Raw genomic sequence first — 18358 nt, 5'->3', positions numbered from 1 at the left:
AGAAACCGTCCTGAAAATATAGCCCACAATCCCTTGCGACTGGCGCCCGGCCTCGACACTTTTCTCAGGGCCAGCCCGCAGGCACTGACAAGGAGACACGCTTGATACCTCGCCTTTCCGCACGCCCCCTGTTCGGAGCCAAGCCATGAGCGGCTATTCCGACCCCGGCTTCGACACCCTGGCGCTGCATGCCGGCGCAGCGCCGGATCCGACCACGGGTGCCCGCGCGGTGCCCATCCACCTGACGACCTCCTTCGTCTTCGAATCCAGCGACCATGCGGCGGCGCTGTTCAACCTGGAACGCGCCGGCCACGTCTACAGCCGCATCAGCAACCCCACCAACGCGGTGCTGGAGCAGCGGGTGGCCGCCCTCGAAGGCGGCATCGGTGCCATCGCGACCGCCAGCGGCCAGGCCGCGCTGCACCTGGCCGTGGCCACGCTGATGGGCGCCGGCTCGCACATCGTGGCCAGCACGGCGCTCTACGGCGGTTCGCAGAACCTTCTGCACTACACGATGCGGCGCTTCGGCATCGAGACCACCTTCGTCAAGCCTGGCGACATCGACGCCTGGCGCGCCGCCATCCGCCCCGAGACCAAGCTGCTCTTCGGCGAGACCGTCGGCAATCCCGGCCTGGACGTGCTGGACATCCCCACCATCGCCCAGATCGCGCGCGAGGCCAGGGTGCCGCTGCTGGTCGATTCGACGCTCACCTCGCCCTACCTCATCAAGCCCTTCGACTGGGGCGCGGACCTGGTCTACCACTCCGCCACCAAATTCCTGTCGGGCCACGGCACGGTGATCGGCGGCGTGCTGGTCGACGGCGGCAGCTTCGACTGGGAGGCCTCCGGCCGCTTCCCGGAGCTGACGCAGGGCTACGACGGCTTCCACGGCATGGTGTTCAGCGAGGAGAGCACCGTGGGCGCCTTCCTGCTGCGCGCCCGCCGCGAGGGCCTGCGCGACTTCGGCGCGGCCATGAGCCCGCACACGGCCTGGCTGATCCTGCAGGGCATCGAGACGCTGCCGCTGCGCATGGAGCGCCACGTGGCCAACACCGAGCGCGTGGTGCAGTTTCTGGCCAGCCATCCCTTTGTCTCACGCGTGGGGCATCCGCTGCTGGAGTCGCACCCCAGCCACGTGCTGGCCGGCCGGCTGCTGCGCGGCGGCGCACGCGGCGCGGGCGCGGTGTTCAGCTTCGACATCAAGGGCAGCCGGGCGCAGGGCAAGGCCTTCATCGAGGCGCTGCGGCTATTCAGCCACCTGGCCAACGTGGGCGACTGCCGTTCGCTGGTGATCCATCCGGCCAGCACCACGCACTTCCGCATGAGCGACGAGGCGCTGGCTGGCGCCGGCATCGGCCAGGGGACGATCCGCCTGTCCATCGGCCTGGAGGACGCGGACGACCTGATCGACGACCTCAAGCGTGCCCTCAAGGCCGCCGAGAAAGCGGGGGCCTGAGATGGAATTGCAGGTCAACGGCCATCGCGCCTATGCCTACACCGGCGGCAAGCCCTTCGACGCCGCCAAGCCCACCGTGGTCTTCATCCACGGCGTGCTCAACGACCACAGCGTGTGGATCCTGCAGAGCCGCTGGTTCGCGCACCATGGCTGGAACGTGCTGGCGGTCGACCTGCCGGGCCACTGCCGCAGCGCGGGCGCGCCGCCCACTTCGGTCGAGACGGCGGCCGATTTCGTGCTCGCGTTGCTCGATGCCGCGGGCGTGGCGCGCGCCGCGCTGGTGGGCCACAGCTTCGGCTCGCTGATCGCGCTGGAGGCGGCGGCGCGGGCGCCGGACCGCATCACGCATCTGGCGCTGGTGGGCACGGCCTATCCGATGGCGGTGTCGCCGGCCCTGCTCGACAGTTCGCTGAACGCGCCGCAGAAGGCCATCGACATGGTCAACGTGTTCTCGCATTCCATGCTCGCGCCGCCGCCCTCCTCGCTCGGGCCGGGCACCTGGCTGATGGGCGGCTCGCGGGCGCTGATGCGGCGGGTGCTGGCGAGCAACCCGGCCGTCAACGTCTTCCACACCGGCTTCAAGGCCTGCAACGACTATGCGGGCGGCGAGGCGGCGATGGAGAAGGTGCGCTGCCCGGTGCTCTTCCTGCTCGGCGGCGCCGACCAGATGACGCCGCCCCGCGCCACCAAGGCGCTGCGCGACAAGGCGCCGGGCGCCCGCGTGGTGACGGTGAAGGCCGGGCATGCGCTGATGAGCGAGGCGCCCGACGCGGTGCTGTTCGCGCTGCGCGACTTCCTCAGTTGAGGACGATCAGGCGCTCGACCTCCACCTCGGTGGTGCGCAGGCTCTTCTCGAATTCGCCGTGCAGTTCGACGCGCTGCTCGGCGCCGAGCGTGCGGCCGGCCGGGAAGTGCTGCGGCTCGATCTCCACGCGGATGCGGCCGGTGTCGTCGGCGAAGGTGTAGTTCTCGCCACCATCGTGCGACACGATGCGGCCCTGCAGCCGCACCTGCTGGTCGTCGCGGCCGCTGTCGAGCAACTGGCGCACGGTGCTGACGGGCACGGTGCTGGGGCCGCTGTAGCCGCCGGGTGCGGCCGCCGCCTGGGCCGGCGCGGCGCCCGGCGCGGAGGCAGCACTGCCTGCGGCACCGGCCGTGCCGGCGGCCAGCAGCGAGAGGGCGAGGGTCGAGGCGAGGATGGAAGAACGCATGGGGCGAGGCTCCTGAAGAGGGTTGGGACGAGGCCGGTTCGGCGGGACGAATCGACGGGACGAAGGCTGTGCCCGGAATCCCGGGCCAGTGAAGTCATTAGGCGGCCCGAAGATGAAGGCCAACTGATGGCCCTCGGTGCGTGTCAGCGCGGCGGAAAGTCCACGATGGCCGAGAGCCCGCGCCCGTCCAACCCTTCTTCGAAGTGCAGCCGCGCCCCGTGCAGCGCCGCGATGCGCGCCACGATGGACAGGCCCAGCCCATTGCCCGGCTGGCCGCTGCCCAGCACGCGGAAGAAGCGCTCGCCCAACCGCTGGCGCTGCGCGGGCGGCACGCCGGGCCCGTCGTCGCGCACGGCCAGGCGCGTGCCGCCGCCGGGCAATGCGGTGCTTTCCACGCGGATGCGCACGTCGGGGCCGCCGTAGCGGCGGGCGTTGTCGACCAGGTTGCGCACCAGCGTGGCCAGCAGCGCGGGATGGCCGACGATGACCGGAACCGACAGTGCCGCTTCCACGCGCGCGGTGTCGACCGCTTTCGCGCCTGGGTCGCCCCGCCCCGGCCCGACACCCGCCAGCGCGTCATCCACCAGCGGTGCCAGCGACACCGGCTCGACCGCCTCCAGCGTCTTCACCGGGTCCAGCCGCGCCAGCGCCAGCAGGCTTTCGACCAGCTGCGTGCTGCGGTCCACGTCGGCGCGCAGCTGGCGCGCTTCCTCCGCCGGAAGGTGGCCCTGGCGTGCGAGCAGCTGCACGCGGTTGCGCAGGGCGGCCAGGGGCGTGCGCAGCTCGTGCGCGGCGTCGCTGGTGAAGCGGCGCTCGTTTTCCATCGCCATGCCCAGCCGGGCCAGCAGGCCGTCCAGCGCGCCGAGGATGGGACGCAGCTCCTGCGGCATGCCTTGCGCGTCGACGGGCGTCAGATCCTGCGGCGACTTGGCGGCGATGCCGGCCGCGGCGGTCTCCAGCGGCCGCAGCAGCCGGCGGATGGCGAACCAGCACACGGCCACCAGCAGCAGCAGCAGGCCCAGCGCCGGCCACGCCAGGCGCTCGGCGATGTCCTCCAGCAGGTCCAGCCGCTCCTCCCAGGGCTGGCCGACCTGGGCCTGCAGGCCGGTGGCGGGGTCGCGCCGCACATGCACACGCCAGTAGTGGCCGTCGACCCGCACGTTGTAGTGCTCGTCGTCGCCCGTGAGCTGCGTGACGAAGGGCGTGGCCGGCGCCTCCCTGCCCCGCTGCAGCACGCGGCCGTCGGGCGACACCAGTTGGTAGTAGATGCGCAGGCGCAATCCATCGCTGCGCGCGCCGGCCGTCGCCGCCGTGGCGGGCTCGCGACCCAGGCGCAGCACGAGCTGGGCGCTTTCCTCCAGCGCTTCGTCGAAGGTTTCGCTCACGCCGTGCCAGGCCACCTGGATGACGATGGCCAGGCTGACCAGCCAGACCACCACGCTGGCGGCCACGACGGTGGCCAGCAGGCGGCGGCGCAGCGACCAGGGGCGGTCCGCCCTCATGCAGGTGCCAGGCCGTAGCCCTGGTTGCGCACCGTCGTGATGAAGCCGCTGCCAAGCTTGCGCCGCAGGTTGTAGATGTGGACCTCGATGGCGTTGCTTTCCACCTCTTCGCCCCAGCCGTAGAGCGCCTCCTCGATCTGCGCGCGGCTGAGGATGTGGGTGGGCCGGCGCATCAGCGCTTCGAGCACGGCGAACTCGCGCGCCGTCAGCGACACGGGGGCGCCGTCCCGCGTCGCGCGCTTGGCGACCGGGTCGAGCGTGACGCCGCCATGCTGCAGCACCGGCGAAGGCTGCCGGGCTTCGCGCCGCAGCGCCGCGCGCACGCGGGCGGAGAGTTCTTCGAGGTCGAAGGGCTTGACCAGGTAGTCGTCGGCGCCCAGGTCCAGGCCTTCGACGCGGTCGGCCAGCGTGTCGCGGGCGGTGATCAGCAATACCGGCAGCGTGGCGCCGCGGGCGCGCAAGGCCTGCAGCACACCGTCGCCGTCCAGGCCCGGCAGGCCGCGGTCGAGCAGCACGCACTGGTAGTCGTGCGTGGCCAGCGCCGTCACGGCCTGATCGCCGCGCTGCAGCCAGTCCACGGCATGACCGTCCATCTGCAGCCATGACTGCACGGTGGCGCCCAGCGAGGCATCGTCTTCGACCAAAAGGATCCGCATGGGCGCAGGCTAGGGCCGGCAGATGAAGCGAATCTGAGGGCGGTTACGCCCCGTCCACCGCAAAGGCATCGTCCGGGCGCGCCGCCAGCGCCTGCAACAGGGCCGTGACGGCGGCATCGGCGGGCCGGGCGGCCGGCGGCGACTCCAGCATGCGCGCCAGGGTGCCGGCATGCGGCAGCATCGGCCCCAGGAAGTGCACGCCCTGGGGCCCCGCCAGCAGCAGCGTGGGGAAGGTCTCGACGTCGAACTCGTCGGCCAGGTCGGCATGGTCCTCGACGTCGACCCAGGCGAAGCGCAACTGCGGATGCATGCGCTGGGCCTCGGCGAACAGGGGACGGTAGTCGCGGCAGGTGCCGCACCATTCGGCGCACAGGCACACGGCCCAGGTGGTAGCGGCAGCGGCGTCGGTCACGGTGCAGTCGTCAGGGTCTTGGGGGAGGATTTTGGCCCAGGCAAGGGCCGTCGCTATTATGGGCAACGCCCTCAGAGGCGACAGGAGACAGCGATGAATCCCTCCCACGCCGCCACGCGCGCGCCGGCCGGTGCCGCCGTCGATCCGCGCCAGTTCTCGAGCTTTGCCGAGTTCTATCCCTTCTACCTGAGCGAGCATGCCGACCGCACCTGCCGGCGCCTGCATTTCATCGGTTCCACGCTGGCGCTGGCCAGCCTGGCGGTGCTGGTGGTCACGGCCAACCCGTGGTGGCTGCTGGGCGCGCTCTTCGCGGGCTATGGCTTCGCCTGGGTCGGCCACTTCGTCTTCGAGAAGAACAAGCCGGCCTCCTTCAAGCGCCCGCTCTACAGCTTCATGGGCGACTGGGTGATGTACCGGGACATCTGGGCGGGGCGCGTCAAGCTCTGATCGGGGTCCTTCGCGCCGGCTGGCCGCTCGAAGGCCGTCCGGACGCTCAAGCGCTGATGCCGTCCGCCAGCGGGATGCCTTCGGCGGGCACCGCAGACCGCTCCGACGCCAGGGCGTCGGCCAGGGTCAAGCGGGCCAGCGGGCCGCGCTCCCAGATCGGTTCCAGCACCGGCTTGCGAGGCAGAAGCAGCGCCTCGACCATCGGTGCCAGCGCCGTGACCGACGGGTCGACCAACAGCACGTAGCGCGGATCGCCGCTCGCCGGCTCCTCGGCCAGCGGCGCCACCCAGTCGAGCAGGACCAGGGCGTCGACGACCGGGGTCAGCTGCAGCACGTCGGCCCGCAGCCGCCTGGCCATCTCCTGGACCCCCAGCCCCCGCGCCGGCCCCTTTCGGGCCTGCGCCAGCAGGCGCAGCGCCTCGATGCCGAGCTGCATCGGCCAGCCCGGCCGCCCCCCGCGCCGGGCCACGCCGGCGAGCAGCATCGGCAGGTAGGCCGCGATCACCGCACCCAGCAGCACGATCACCCAGGCGGTGTAGATCCAGATCAGCAGGATGGGCGCCGTGGCGAAGGCGCCGTAGAGCACCGAATAGGTGGGCACGAAGCTCAGGTACAACGCGAGCACCCGCTTGGCCACCTCGATCGCCGCCGCGACGAACAGGCCACCCGCCCAGGCATGGGCCCAGCGCACCTGCGTGTTGGGCACATAGTGGTAGAGCGAGGCCATGCCCAGCGCCAGCAGCAGGAACTCGGCGCCGTCGAACAGCCAGCGCAGGTTGAGCCCCGCCTCGCCGATCAGTCCTCGCGAGGCGCTGAACACGTAGGCGGTGGTCGACAGGCTGACCGCGAGTAGCAACGGCCCGAGCGTGATCGACGCCCAGTAGATGAGCACCCGCTGCGCCAGCGGTCGCGGCCGCGGCACGCGCCAGATGCCGTTGAGCGTCTTGTCGATGGTCAGGATCAGCGCAATGGCCGTGATCAGCAGCACGCCCAGGCCCACGATGCCCAGGCCGCTGGCCGCGCCCGCGAACTGCGTGAGGTAGCCCAGCACCTGCCGCGCGATGTTCTCGGGGATCAGGCTCTGCACCAGCCAGCGCTGCAGCCGGTCCTGCAGCGTGGCGAAGATAGGAAAGACGGTGAACAGCGCCAGCGCCACCGTAAAGAAGGGCACCAGGGCGATGGTGGTGGTGAAGGTGAGGCTGCCGGCCGTGAGGGCCAGCCGATCGTCGCGGAATCGCTCGCCCAGCACCGCCGCGGTGCTGCGCCACGGAAAGCGCGTCAGATCCCTCCAGAGCCGATGGCGAATCATGCTGGGTATCATGCCACCGCCCTCCGACACCGCCGTCGCCCTCGCGTGCCGCGGCCCTTTTCCTCCCCTGGTTTGAACACATCCTCCGCCCGTCCCTCGGCGTCCGTCGCCGCCACCCGCACGCTGGCGGTCGGCTGCCTGCTGGGGCTGATCGGGCTGGGCCTGGCCTGGGAGCTGTGGCTGGCGCCGCTGCGTCCCGGCGGCAGCTGGTTGGCGCTGAAGGTGCTGCCGCTGGTGGTGCCGCTCGCCGGGCTGCTCAAGTGGCGGCTGTACACCTACCGCTGGCTGAGCCTGATGATCTGGCTCTATTTCACCGAAGGCGTGGTGCGCGCCTGGAGCGACACGCTGCCGCTCAGCCGCGCGCTCGCGGGCATCGAGATCGCGCTGTGCCTGCTGCTCTTCGTGGCCTGTGCCTGGCATGTGCGCCTGCGGCTGCGGGCTGGCCGGCAGATGCGCGCCGCCGATCCATCGACCTCCTGAGACCATGACCACCCCTGCACTGATCGACTCGCTGCGCGCCCTCGTCGGCGCCGCCCATGTGCTGACCGACGGCGACCTCACCGCCTACGAACAGGACTGGCGCAAGCGCGCCCGGGGCAAGGCCCTGGCCGTGGTCCGCCCCGGCAGCACGGCCGAGGTGGCGTCGGTGGTCAAGGCCTGCGCTGCGGCCGGCACGGCCATCGTGCCGCAGGGCGGCAACACCGGCCTGGCGGTGGGCTCCATCCCCGACGCCAGCGGCTCACAGGTGGTGATGAGCCTGGCGCGCATGGCCGCCGTGCGCGAGATCGACGCCGCCAACCTCACCGTCACGGTCGAGGCCGGCTGCGTGCTGCAGGTGCTGCAGGAGACCGCCGCCAAGGCCGGCTTCCTGTTCCCGCTCAGCCTGGCGGCCGAGGGCAGCTGCACCATCGGCGGCAACCTGGCCACCAACGCCGGCGGCACCCAGGTGCTGCGTTACGGCAATGCGCGCGAACTGTGCCTGGGCCTGGAGGTGGTGACCGCGCAGGGCGAGGTGTGGGACGGCACCAGCGGCCTGCGCAAGGACAACACCGGCTACGACCTGCGCGACCTGATGGTCGGCAGCGAAGGCACGCTGGGCATCATCACGGCGGCCACGCTCAAGCTCTTTCCGCAGCCGGCGGCGCGGCTCACGGCCTGGGCGGCGGTGGGCTCTTTCGATGACGCCGTGCAGTTGCTGGGCCAGGCGCAGCGCCACCTGGGCGCGGGCCTCACCGGCTTCGAGGTGATGGGTCAATTCGCCCTCAGCCTGGTTCGCCGGCACATGCCGCAACTTCGCGTGCCCTTCGCCGACGAGGTGGGCGACGGCCATCCCTACTTCGTGCTGCTGGAGAACTCCGACAGCGAATCCGAGGAACACGCCCGGGCCCGCTTCGAATCGCTGCTCGAAGCGGCCTTCGAATCCGGCTGCGTGGCCGATGCCGTGGTGGCCGAGAACCTGTCGCAGGCGCACGAGCTCTGGCACATCCGCGAGAGCATTCCGCTGGCCCAGGCCGAGGAAGGCCTCAACATCAAGCACGACATCTCCTTGCCGGTGTCGCGCATCCCGGCCTTCTGCGCCGAAACCGACGCCCTGCTGGCGCGCGAGATTGCGGGCGTGCGGCTGGTCAACTTCGGCCACCTGGGCGATGGCAACCTGCACTACAACGTCCAGGCACCGGCCGAGGGCGATGCCAAGGCCTTCCTGCGCGACCAGGAGAAGCGGGTCAACGAACTGGTCTATGCGCAGGTGCAGAAGTTCGGCGGCTCCTTCTCGGCCGAGCACGGCATCGGCAGCCTGAAGGTCCAGACCCTCGAACAGCACAAGTCGCCCGTGGCGCTGGGCATGATGCGGGCCATCAAGTCGGCGCTGGACCCCCAGGGCCTGCTCAATCCAGGCCGGGTACTGGCCGCCTGAACGCCTGCGCGCCCCGGAACCCGGGACACCCCTGCATGCCCCATTCCGTCGCCCGCCTGCGTGCGGACCGTCTCGCGCGCAGCACCAAACCATTCATGGCGCGCGGCGGCTTCAAGCGCGAGCGTTGCCCGGCCTGCCGCCTGGTGCCCAGCCACTGCCTGTGCGCCCTGCGGCCGGCGTTGACCGTGCGCGCGGGCGTGTGCCTGCTCATGGCCGACATCGAGCCGCTCAAGCCCACCAACACCGGCTGGCTGGTCGCCGATGTGGTGCCCGACACCTTCGCCTTCGGCTGGACCCGCACGCAGCCCGACCCCGCCCTGCTGGCGCTGCTGCGCGACCCGCAATGGCAGCCGTTCGTGGTGTTTCCCGGACAGTACGCCGCGCCCGAACGCGTGGTCGAAGTCCTGCCTCCAGCGGCGGGAGGCGCAGAGGCACGACGGCCGCTATTCGTGCTGCTCGATGCCACCTGGACCGAGGCGCGCAAGATGTTCAGGCGCAGCCCCTACCTCGACGACTTTCCCGTGCTGAGCCTGTCGCCCACGCGGCTGTCGCAGTACCGCCTGCGTCAGACCTGTCACGAACACCATCTGTGCACCAGCGAGGTCGCCGCGCTGTGCCTCGAACTCGCCGGCGAGCCGCAGGCGGCCCGCACGCTCGACGCCTACCTGGACGTCTTCACCCACCACTATCTGCAGGCGAAGAACCAGCAGCCGGTCGACCCGGCAAGCGAGGCCCGGCAGCGCCTGCGGGCGCTCTCGGCGCCGCTTGCTGAAGTCGGCACCGGCCCTGCGCTGCCAGAGGGCGCCTTCTAGAATCCCGCCTGCTTTTCCGACCGCCCATGACCCGCGCCGACACCCGCCCCATCCGCTCCCAGTACGAAGACTTCATGCGCCATGTGGACACGCACGGCGTGTTCAAGGCGGACCGCACCGGCACGGGCACCAGGAGCGTGTTCGGCCACCAGATGCGCTTCGACCTGCGCGAGGGCTTTCCGCTGGTCACGACGAAAAAGGTCCACCTCAAGTCCATCATCCACGAGCTGCTGTGGTTCCTGGCGGGCTCGTCCGACAACAACTGGCTGCGTGAGCGCGGCGTGACGATCTGGGACGAATGGGCGCGCGAGGACGGCGACCTCGGCCCCGTGTACGGCGTGCAGTGGCGCAGCTGGCCCACGCCCGATGGCGGTCACATCGACCAGATCGCCCAGGTGGTCGAACAGCTCAAGACCAACCCCGACTCGCGCCGCATCATCGTGAGCGCCTGGAACGTGGCCGAACTCTCGAAGATGGCGCTGATGCCCTGCCATGCCTTCTTCCAGTTCTACGTGGCCGAAGGCCGGCTGTCATGCCAGCTCTACCAGCGCAGCGCCGACATCTTCCTGGGCGTGCCCTTCAACATCGCCAGCTATGCGCTGCTGACCCACATGCTGGCGCAGCAGTGCGACCTGGAGGTGGGCGACTTCATCTGGACCGGCGGCGACTGCCACATCTACAGCAACCATGCCGAGCAGGTGGCGCTGCAGCTCTCGCGCGAGCCGCGCCCCTACCCGACGCTGCACATCAAGCGCCGGCCCGCGAGCATCTTCGACTACCAGTTCGAGGACTTCGAGTTCGAAGGCTACGACCCGCACCCGGCCATCAAGGCGCCGGTGGCCGTCTGAAGCAGGCGCTTCGCCGATGGGCCGCTTGAACCTGATCTTCGCCCGTGCCGCCAACGGCGTCATCGGCAAGGACAACGCCCTGCCCTGGCACCTGCCCGAGGACATGGCGCACTTCCGCGCCCAGACCCGCGGCTGCCCGGTCATCATGGGCCGCCGCACCTGGGATTCGCTGCCGCCGCGCTTCCGGCCGCTGCCCGGACGCACCAACATCGTCGTCACACGTCAGGCGGCCTGGCAGGCGGAGGGCGCCGTGCGCGCCGGCAGCCTGGCCGAAGCCATCGCCGCCGCGGGCGCCGTACCCGAACTGTGGGTGATCGGCGGCGCCCAGCTCTATGCCGAGGCGGCGCCGCTGGCGCAACGGGCCGTCGTCACCGAGATCGACCGCGACTACGAGGGCGATGCCTTCGCACCGGTGCTCGATCCCGGCTGGCGTGAAACGGTGCGGGAAGCACACGTCAGCGCCGCGCCCGAGGCCTTGCCCTTTGCTTTCGTGACCTACGAGCGGGGCTGAGCGCCGTCCGGCGTCCACCGCGTCCGCCGATGAAGCTCAAGCACCTCGAGGTCTTCCACGCCGTCATGCTGACGGGCAGCGTGAGCGCCGCCGCCCGGCTTCTGCATGTGACGCAGCCAGCCGCGACCCAGACCCTGCAGCACGCTGAACTCCAGTTGGGCTATGCCCTGTTCACGCGGCAGCGCAACCGGCTGGTGCCGACGGCCGAGGCGCAGGCGCTGTATGCCGAGGTGCAGCCGCTGATGGCGCAACTGGAGCGGGTGCGCCGTGTGGCGCTGGCGCTCGGCCGCGACGAGGGCACACCGCTGCGCGTGCTGATCGTGCCGTCGCTGGCGGTGCGGGCGCTGCCCGATGCGTTGGCCGTCTTCAAGCGCCGCCATCCCGACATGCCGGTCACCATCCGCACCCTGCATTCGCGCGAGATTGCGCAGGCAATGGCGCTGCACGAGGGCGACGTGGGTGTGGTCTATGGCAGCGCGCCGCATCCGGCCCTGCACGAGGAAGCCATCGCGAGCGGCCGGCTGGTGTGCGTCTCGCGCGTGGACCATGCCGGCGCCGATGCCCGCCCCACCGTGGCCCTGGACGAGGTGCTGCGCAGCCCCATCATCCGCATCGACGAGCGCGACCCCATCGGCACCATGCTGGCCGAGCAGTGGTCCCGCCTGGGCGTGGCGCCCACCGGCGGCATCACGGTGCAGACGCACCACATCGCGCTGGTGCTGGCCGAGCAGGGCTTCGGCCCGGCCATCGTCGATTCCTTCACCGCGCAGGCACGGCGCGACGAAACGCTGCATGTGCGCACGCTGCTGCCCGAGATCACGGTCGAGGTGCGCGCGTTGCTGCCGCAGGGGGTGCGCTCGCCGCGGGCGGTCGCCGACTTCCTGAAGGCGCTGCGGTCGGTCACCGCCGAGCCCCGCTGATCGGCCGGCGGCAGCCTCGCCGGGTCCACGGGCCGGCACGCCCAGGCAGCAGGGCGCCCAGAAGGAGCCGGGGGTCAGGCCGGAACGTTCGCCCGCACCGGCGCTGCTGCGCGTTGCGCCAGGGCCCAGGCCACCGTGGCCCGCGCCAGGGCGGCCGTGGCATCGATCACCGGCAGCCCGGCCCGCTCGGCATCGAGCGCCAGCGGGATCTCCGTGCAGCCCAGCACCAGCGAGCCTGCGCCGCGGTCGGCCAGGGCCTGGGCCGCCTGCCGCAGGCAGGTCGCGCCCTGCGCCAGATCGCCGGCCTTGATGGCCTGGATGCCCGGCATCACCCACCGCGCCAATTCGTCCGGCGTCGGCATCAGCCAGCGTACGGAGGCGTCGGCGCGCTGCACGTACAGGCCCGACGCCTGCGTGGCGCGCGTGGCCAGCAGCCCGATCGCGGCCCCTGCCGGCGTCTGGCTCACCGCCTCACCCAACGCCGCATCCACCAAGTGGAGCATGGGCAGGCCCAGCGTGGCCTGCAGCGGCTCGAACCAGAGGTGCGCCGTGTTGCAGGGCATGACCAGCAGCCGGGCGCCCGCATCCGCCAGCCGCCTGGCGCTGGACACCAGGGCTGGCAGCGGCGACGTGCCCTCGCCGAGAAAGGCGGCCGTCCGATCAGGAATCTGGGGAATGGAACTGACCAGCAGCGGCAGGTGTTCCTGGTCGCAGCGAGCGGGCGTCGCCGCCAGGATCTTGCGCATGAAGTCCACGGTGGCCAGCGGGCCCATGCCCCCCAGGATGCCGATGGGCGCCAGACCAGGCTGCGCCTCTGCGCCGGGCGAATCCAGGGTCGAGAAAGGCAGGGCAGCGCGCATGGGCCCGATGCTAGGCGGCCGAGCGGCGCCGCGGCCATCGCGTCTGCGGCGGCAGCCATCAGCACGGCTTATGGTCTTCGTCATCACCAAACACGGGTCTGGCCGCGAAAATGCGCGCGATGAATGCAGACCCCCTGCGCCCGCGCGTCTACCTGGCGGGCCCGGACATATTCCGGCCCGACCATCCGGCCGTGTTCCGCGAACTCAAGCGGCTGTGCAGTGCCTGCGGCCTGGAAGGCGTGGCGCCTTCCGATGCCGAGCTCGACCTGGCCGGTGCCGTGGGCGACGACGAGGAGGCCCGCCGCATCTACCAGGGCAACGTCGACCTGATCCGCGGTTGCGGCGGCGTGATCGCCAACCTGCAGTGCTTCCGTGGGCTGGAGCCCGATTCGGGCACGGTCTTCGAGGTCGGCTTCGCCATCGCGCTGGGCAAGCCGGTGGTGGCCTACGGGGTGCCGGTCGGCAGCTATGCGGACCGGGTCCGGGCCGCACGGCCCTGCCACACCGATGCCAACGGCGTGCTGCGCGATCAGGCGGACGGCACCGAGGTCGAAGGCCGTGGACAGCGGCTGAACCTGATGCTCACGGGCTCCACGCCATTGGCCGAGGACGCCGCCAGCGCGATCCGGCTGCTCGCCCGTCTGCTGGGGGCCGGCGCCCCATGAGGCCCAACGCTGCGGCAGGTGCACGCCACTGGCGCAGGCTGTGCCTCGGCGCGCTGCTCTGGCTGGGGCTGACGGCCTTGGCCGTGGCGCAGGCCATCGCCCCCTCGCCGTCCGAGCGGCAGGCGCCCGTCGCCATCAGCCGCCAGGCTGGAGGCCTGCCGCTGGCCTGGCACCTGCAGGTGCTGGACGACACCAGCCGCCGCCTCACGCTCGACGACGTGCGCCAACCCGAATGGCAGTCGCGCTTCGCCCTGCCTGACGATCCGCTGCTGGGACGCGAGGCCGACCGGGTGCTGTGGTTCAAGTTCCAGCTGCGTCTGGCGGACCCGGCCGACGCGCCGCAGGAATGGCTGCTGCTGGTGCCCTCGGTGTCCACGCACGAAATGCGCTTCTACGGCCCCTTCGCGCCCGACGGCCATGCGCTGGCCGAGCCCGTGGTAACGGGCATGCGCCATCCGTGGCGCACGCGCCCGGCCTCGTCCGAGCAGATGGCCTGGCGCTTCCACCTGCCCGACGCGCAGCCCTACACGGTCTACGTGCGCGCGGAGTCCACCTTCTCCCGCGTCTACGACATGCGCGTCTGGCGCACCGCCGACTACCTGGAATCCACCCAGGACAAGCGCATGTTCGACGGCATCAGCTACGGCATCCTGATCGGCCTGCTGGTGTACGGCCTGGTGCTGCTGCTGGTCTTCGGCGAGGCGATCTACGTGTATTACCTGCTCTCCTGCCTGTGCGCGCTGGGGGCCATCGCGGGCTTCAACGGACATGTTCTGCGCTATCCCTTCGCCAACTGGCCGTGGGCCGCGGGCGTCTCGTACACGCTCATGCCCGCGCTGTGGGCGATCTGCAAGCTGCAGTTCGGGCGTCGACTGCTCAACCTGCGGCAGTTCGCGCCCTGGCTCGACCGGCTGGTGGTTGGCCTGCTGGCCGCGCTGGGCGTGGCAGCCATCTACGGTCTCTTCGGGCCGCATCCGCTGCTGACCTTCAACCTGGTGCAGGCGTCGGTCGTCCTGGCCTCCGCCGTGCTGCTGGCTGGCGCCATCGTGGCAGGTCGGCGGCGCTACTGGCCGGCGGTGCTGTACTGCGTGGGCGTTGCACTGCTCCTGCTCGCCGTGGGCGCCATCGTCTTCGCCAGCTGGGGCTGGCTGAGCTGGCGGCCCGGTCAGATGAACCTGACCCAGGGGGCACTGGTGCTTGAACTGGTCGTGTTCGCCGTGGCGACCGCGTCGCGCCTGCGGCTGGTGCTGCGCTCCGAGCAGGCGCTGGCGGTCCACAACCTTGAACTGGTCGACGCCCTGCGCACCGACTCGCTCACCGGCGTGGCCAGCCGCGCCGGCCTGGAAGTTCAGGCCGACCGATGGCTGCGCGAGGGCCGCCCCTTCGCCGTGCTGCTGCTGGACCTGGATGGCTTCAAGGCCGTGAACGACCGCCACGGCCATGCAGCCGGCGACGCCGTGCTTGCGGCGCTGGCGGGGCGCCTGCGCGAGTCGGTGCGCGATTCGGACCTGGTGGCGCGCCTCGGTGGCGATGAATTCGCCTTGCTCGTGGCGGGCGACCCCCACCGCGAGGCGCTGGCCGCCCTGGCGCAACGCCTGCTCGCCCAAGCCGCACTGCCGGTCGACTGGGAAGGCCAGGGCCTGCGCGTCGGCATGAGCATCGGCATCGCATGCCGTCCGCAGGAAGGCGACAGCCTCGACGCGCTGCTGCGCGCCGCCGACCGGGCGATGTACCACAGCAAGCAGCAGTCGCACGCGCCCGGATTCAGCTTCGCGGGCGACATGGCCACCCCCTGAAAGCAACAGGCCCGGACATGCCGGGCCTGGTGGATCGCGACACAGCCGGCCGCAGGGCCGACCGCAACAGCAGGGATCAGCGCTCGATGGTCAGCGCCACGCCCATGCCGCCGCCGATGCACAGCGAGGCGATGCCCTTCTTGGCATCCCGGCGGGCCATTTCATGCAGCAGTGTGACCAGGATGCGGCAGCCGGAGGCGCCGATCGGGTGGCCCAGCGCGATGGCGCCGCCGTTGACGTTGACCTTGCTCATGTCCCAGCCCATTTCCTTGTGCACGGCGCAGGCCTGGGCGGCGAAGGCTTCATTGATCTCCAGCAGGTCCAGGTCGGCGGTCTTCCAGCCGGCGCGCTCCAGCGCCTTCTTCGAGGCCGACACCGGGCCCATGCCCATGATGGCCGGATCCAGACCGGTGGTGGCGAAGCTGGCGATGCGGCCCAGGGGCTTGAGGCCCAGAGCGGCCGCCTTCTTCGCGCTCATCACCACAACGGCGGCGGCGCCGTCGTTCAGGCCGGAGGCATTGCCTGCCGTCACGCCGCCAGCCTTGTCGAAGGCGGGACGCAGGCCGGCCAGGCCTTCGGCATTGGTCTTGCGGTTGATGAATTCGTCGGCATTGAAGACGATCGGGTCGCCCTTCTTCTGGGGGATGTTCACGGCCGTGATTTCGTCCTTGAACTTGCCGGCGTCCTGAGCGGCCGCCGCCTTCTGCTGGCTGGCCAGCGCCAGCTCGTCCTGGGCAGCGCGGCTGATGTCGTACTGCTTGGCCACGTTCTCGGCCGTGATGCCCATGTGGTACTGGTTGTACACGTCCCACAGGCCGTCGGTGATCATGGTGTCGACCAGTTTCCAGTCACCCATGCGCTGACCGTTGCGCGAATTGGGCAGCACGTGCGGCGCCATGCTCATGCTTTCCTGGCCGCCGGCCACCACGATCTCGCTGTCGCCGGCGTTGATGGCCTGGGCGGCCAGCATCACGGCCTTCAGGCCCGAGCCGCAGACGGCATTGATGGTCAGGGCCGGCGTCTCCTTGACGCCGCCGCTCTTGAGCCAGGCCTGGCGGGCCGGGTTCTGGCCGGCACCCGCGGCCAGCACCTGGCCCATGATCGCCTCGCCCACCTGGCCGGCCTCGACCTTGGCACGGGCCAGGGCTTCCTTGATGACGATGGCGCCCAGCTCGGTGGCCGGGATGCCGGCCAGCGAACCGCCGAACTTGCCGATGGCGGTGCGGGTGGCCGAGACGATGACGATGTCTTCCATGGTGCTCTCTCTTCAGTGAAATCGAATGGGATGGGTGGGAGGATCAGGCCTTGGCCTTGACGTAGCGGCCTGGCGCGGGCTCGATGGCCTTGTAGGCGGTGCCGTTGCCATAGGCCTTGGGCGCGGCGATCTGCTTGCCGGCATGGCGCTTGAGCCAAGCGTCCCAGTCGGTCCACCAACTGCCCGGGTGCTCGGTGGCGCCCTCCAGCCATTGGGCATGCGTGGTCGGAAAGCTGTCGTCCTCGCGCAACCAGTGGCTGCGCTTCTTCTTGGCAGGCGGGTTGATCACGCCGGCGATGTGGCCCGAGGCGCCCATCACGAAGCGCATCGGCCCCGACAGCAGCTGCGTGGTGGCGTAAGCGCCGCCGATGGGCACGATGTGGTCCTCGCGCGAGCCGTAGATGTAGGCCGGGATGTCGATGCGGCCCAGGTCCACCTTCTCGCCGCAGACCGTGACCGCGTCCTTGTCGGCCAGCTTGTCTTCGAGGTAGGTGTTGCGCAGGTACCAGGCGTACATCGGCCCGGGCAGGTTGGTGGCGTCGCTGTTCCAGTACAGCAGGTCGAAGGGCGGCGGCGACTCGCCCTTGAGGTAGTTGCCCACCACGTAGTTCCAGACCAGGTCGTTGGGCCGCAGGAAGCTGAAGGTGGCCGCCAGGTCGGCGCCGGGCATCAGGCCACCCTGGCCCATCTGCATCTCGCGGAAGCGCACGAAAGCCTCGTCGATGAAGACGTCGAGGATGCCGGTGTCCTCGAAGCGCAGCAGCGTGGTCAGGAAGGTGACCGAGGCCGCCGGCTTCTGGCCGCGCGCCGCGAGCACGGCCAGCGCCGTGCCCAGGATGGTGCCGCCCACGCAGAAGCCCAGCACGTTGATCTTGCCGCCGCGCTTGTCCTGGCCGCTGATGGCCTGCACCGCGCGGATTGCGGTGATGGCGCCTTTCTCGATGTAGTCGTCCCAGGTGGTGTGGGCCAGCGACTCGTCGGGATTGCGCCAGCTGACGACGAAGGTGCGGTGGCCCTGCTCGACGGCATGGCGCACCAGGGAGTTGTCGGGCTGCAGGTCGAGGATGTAGAACTTGTTGATGCAGGGCGGCACCAGCAGCAGCGGGCGTTCGTGCACCTTGTCGCCCAGCGGCTTGTATTCGATGAGCTGGAACAGTTCATTCTCGAACACGACGGCACCTTCGGTGGTGGCCACGTTGCGGCCGACCTCGAACGCGCTCTCGTCCGTCATGCTGACATGGCCCTGGCGCATGTCGTGCATCAGGTTCTGCATGCCGCGGGCGATGCTCTCGCCCTGCGTCTTGAGGGCCTTCTGCTGCGCCTCGGCATTGAAGGCCAGGAAGTTGCTGGGCGCCGAAGCGGCCATCCACTGCTCGACCGCGAAGCGCAGCCGGGCCTGGGTCTTGGCGTCGGCCTCGACCGCCTCGGTCATGGCCAGCAGCGTGCGGGCATTGAGCAGATAGGCCGCGGCCGAGAAGGCGGCCATGGGGTTGGCCGCCCAGCCTTCGCCCGCGAAGCGCTTGTCGCCCGGCGGCGGCACCGAGAGGCCCTGGCGCCACAGGGCGCCGGCCTCTTCCACATACTGCTGCTGGATGGCCTGCAGGCGCCCCGGATCGAAGGAGAAACGCGGCAACTCGGGCTGCGCTGCGCCGCCGAAGCTGCCGCCGTTGCCGAGCTGGCCGAAGGCGCTCATCGCCTTGCCCCAACCATCGGTCAATGCCTGCTGAAACGGCCCGAACATGGCGTTCATCTGGGCCTTCGCGTCTTGCTGGTTCATGGAGTC

Annotated in this window: 19 protein-coding genes; 11 read left to right on the top strand and 8 right to left on the bottom strand. The window is 70.6% G+C overall.

Annotated features, from left to right (window positions below):
- Window positions 1-145: 145 nt before the first annotated feature.
- Complete coding sequence (locus DFR41_RS19420) at window positions 146-1456, top strand: O-acetylhomoserine aminocarboxypropyltransferase (RefSeq protein WP_114803954.1); 1311 nt, start codon at window positions 146-148, stop codon at window positions 1454-1456.
- A gap of 1 nt (window position 1457) precedes the next feature.
- Window positions 1458-2261 (top strand): alpha/beta fold hydrolase, encoded by an 804-nt coding sequence (locus DFR41_RS19415; protein ID WP_017761717.1) that lies wholly within the window; start codon window positions 1458-1460, stop codon window positions 2259-2261.
- On the opposite strand, the gene DFR41_RS19410 is transcribed toward DFR41_RS19415, so the two are convergent.
- The 4 genes from DFR41_RS19410 to DFR41_RS19395 form a co-directional block, all read right to left on the bottom strand.
- Window positions 2254-2667: a YgiW/YdeI family stress tolerance OB fold protein gene (locus DFR41_RS19410; RefSeq protein WP_114803953.1), complete on the bottom strand. Its 414-nt coding sequence runs from the start codon at window positions 2665-2667 to the stop codon at window positions 2254-2256. The two genes, DFR41_RS19415 and DFR41_RS19410, sit on opposite strands and share 8 nt — an antisense overlap.
- Before the next feature lie 143 nt (window positions 2668-2810).
- Window positions 2811-4169: an ATP-binding protein gene (locus DFR41_RS28190; RefSeq protein WP_114803952.1), complete on the bottom strand. Its 1359-nt coding sequence runs from the start codon at window positions 4167-4169 to the stop codon at window positions 2811-2813.
- Window positions 4166-4825: a response regulator transcription factor gene (locus tag DFR41_RS19400; RefSeq protein ID WP_114803951.1), complete on the bottom strand. Its 660-nt coding sequence runs from the start codon at window positions 4823-4825 to the stop codon at window positions 4166-4168. The genes DFR41_RS28190 and DFR41_RS19400 overlap by 4 nt, the downstream gene beginning before the upstream one ends.
- A 43-nt stretch (window positions 4826-4868) precedes the next feature.
- On the bottom strand, window positions 4869-5237 hold the full coding sequence (locus DFR41_RS19395; protein WP_017757617.1) for a thioredoxin family protein: 369 nt from the start codon (window positions 5235-5237) through the stop codon (window positions 4869-4871).
- A 93-nt stretch (window positions 5238-5330) separates the two neighbouring features.
- Here DFR41_RS19395 and DFR41_RS19390 point away from each other — a divergent pair, with 93 nt between their 5' ends.
- A complete protein-coding gene (locus tag DFR41_RS19390) occupies window positions 5331-5684 on the top strand; it encodes an Mpo1-like protein (protein ID WP_017757618.1) in 354 nt (117 codons plus the stop codon).
- A gap of 46 nt (window positions 5685-5730) precedes the next feature.
- Here the strand turns inward: DFR41_RS19390 and DFR41_RS19385 are convergent, their stop codons facing one another.
- Window positions 5731-7005 carry a YihY family inner membrane protein gene (locus DFR41_RS19385; RefSeq protein ID WP_052383663.1) on the bottom strand — a complete coding sequence of 425 codons (1275 nt, stop codon included), beginning with the start codon at window positions 7003-7005 and terminating at the stop codon, window positions 5731-5733.
- A 60-nt stretch (window positions 7006-7065) separates the two neighbouring features.
- Here DFR41_RS19385 and DFR41_RS19380 point away from each other — a divergent pair, with 60 nt between their 5' ends.
- Genes DFR41_RS19380 through DFR41_RS19355 form a run of 6 tightly spaced genes read left to right on the top strand, consistent with a single transcriptional unit; the run spans window position 7066 to window position 11999 of the window.
- Window positions 7066-7473: a DUF2069 domain-containing protein gene (locus DFR41_RS19380; protein WP_017757620.1), complete on the top strand. Its 408-nt coding sequence runs from the start codon at window positions 7066-7068 to the stop codon at window positions 7471-7473.
- Between the two features lie 4 nt (window positions 7474-7477).
- Window positions 7478-8908 carry an FAD-binding oxidoreductase gene (locus DFR41_RS19375; protein ID WP_114803950.1) on the top strand — a complete coding sequence of 477 codons (1431 nt, stop codon included), beginning with the start codon at window positions 7478-7480 and terminating at the stop codon, window positions 8906-8908.
- Between the two features lie 35 nt (window positions 8909-8943).
- A complete protein-coding gene (locus tag DFR41_RS19370; protein WP_114803949.1) occupies window positions 8944-9720 on the top strand; it encodes a tRNA-uridine aminocarboxypropyltransferase in 777 nt (258 codons plus the stop codon).
- Between the two features lie 26 nt (window positions 9721-9746).
- Complete coding sequence (locus DFR41_RS19365; protein ID WP_017760866.1) at window positions 9747-10568, top strand: thymidylate synthase; 822 nt, start codon at window positions 9747-9749, stop codon at window positions 10566-10568.
- A gap of 16 nt (window positions 10569-10584) precedes the next feature.
- The gene (locus DFR41_RS19360) at window positions 10585-11079 is read left to right on the top strand and encodes a dihydrofolate reductase (RefSeq protein ID WP_017760867.1); all 495 of its coding nucleotides are present in this window, start codon (window positions 10585-10587) and stop codon (window positions 11077-11079) included.
- A 29-nt stretch (window positions 11080-11108) separates the two neighbouring features.
- Entirely contained in the window at window positions 11109-11999 is an 891-nt protein-coding gene (locus DFR41_RS19355) for a LysR family transcriptional regulator (protein ID WP_114803948.1), read from the top strand.
- A gap of 74 nt (window positions 12000-12073) precedes the next feature.
- On the opposite strand, the gene cuyB is transcribed toward DFR41_RS19355, so the two are convergent.
- Window positions 12074-12859, bottom strand: coding sequence for a cysteate racemase (gene cuyB / locus DFR41_RS19350; RefSeq protein WP_170159427.1), 786 nt, complete (start codon window positions 12857-12859; stop codon window positions 12074-12076).
- A gap of 119 nt (window positions 12860-12978) precedes the next feature.
- Between cuyB and DFR41_RS19345 the strand changes: the two genes are divergently transcribed.
- Both DFR41_RS19345 and DFR41_RS19340 read left to right on the top strand, forming a co-directional pair.
- Entirely contained in the window at window positions 12979-13524 is a 546-nt protein-coding gene (locus tag DFR41_RS19345; RefSeq protein WP_244917806.1) for a nucleoside 2-deoxyribosyltransferase, read from the top strand.
- Window positions 13521-15320: a sensor domain-containing diguanylate cyclase gene (locus DFR41_RS19340; RefSeq protein ID WP_114803945.1), complete on the top strand. Its 1800-nt coding sequence runs from the start codon at window positions 13521-13523 to the stop codon at window positions 15318-15320. The genes DFR41_RS19345 and DFR41_RS19340 overlap by 4 nt, the downstream gene beginning before the upstream one ends.
- A gap of 76 nt (window positions 15321-15396) precedes the next feature.
- On the opposite strand, the gene DFR41_RS19335 is transcribed toward DFR41_RS19340, so the two are convergent.
- Both DFR41_RS19335 and phaC read right to left on the bottom strand, forming a co-directional pair.
- Window positions 15397-16575, bottom strand: a complete 1179-nt coding sequence (locus tag DFR41_RS19335; RefSeq protein WP_114803944.1) for an acetyl-CoA C-acetyltransferase — start codon at window positions 16573-16575, stop codon at window positions 15397-15399.
- Window positions 16576-16618: 43 nt separating this feature from the next.
- Window positions 16619-18352, bottom strand: a complete 1734-nt coding sequence (gene phaC, locus DFR41_RS19330) for a class I poly(R)-hydroxyalkanoic acid synthase (protein ID WP_244917805.1) — start codon at window positions 18350-18352, stop codon at window positions 16619-16621.
- Window positions 18353-18358: the final 6 nt, after the last annotated feature.

The sequence above is a fragment of the Pseudacidovorax intermedius genome, assembly GCF_003350475.1.
GTDB lineage: Bacteria > Pseudomonadota > Gammaproteobacteria > Burkholderiales > Burkholderiaceae_C > Xenophilus > Xenophilus intermedius.
Note: the sequence above shows the minus strand (reverse complement) of the source record. Positions and strands in the feature narration are given on the sequence as shown.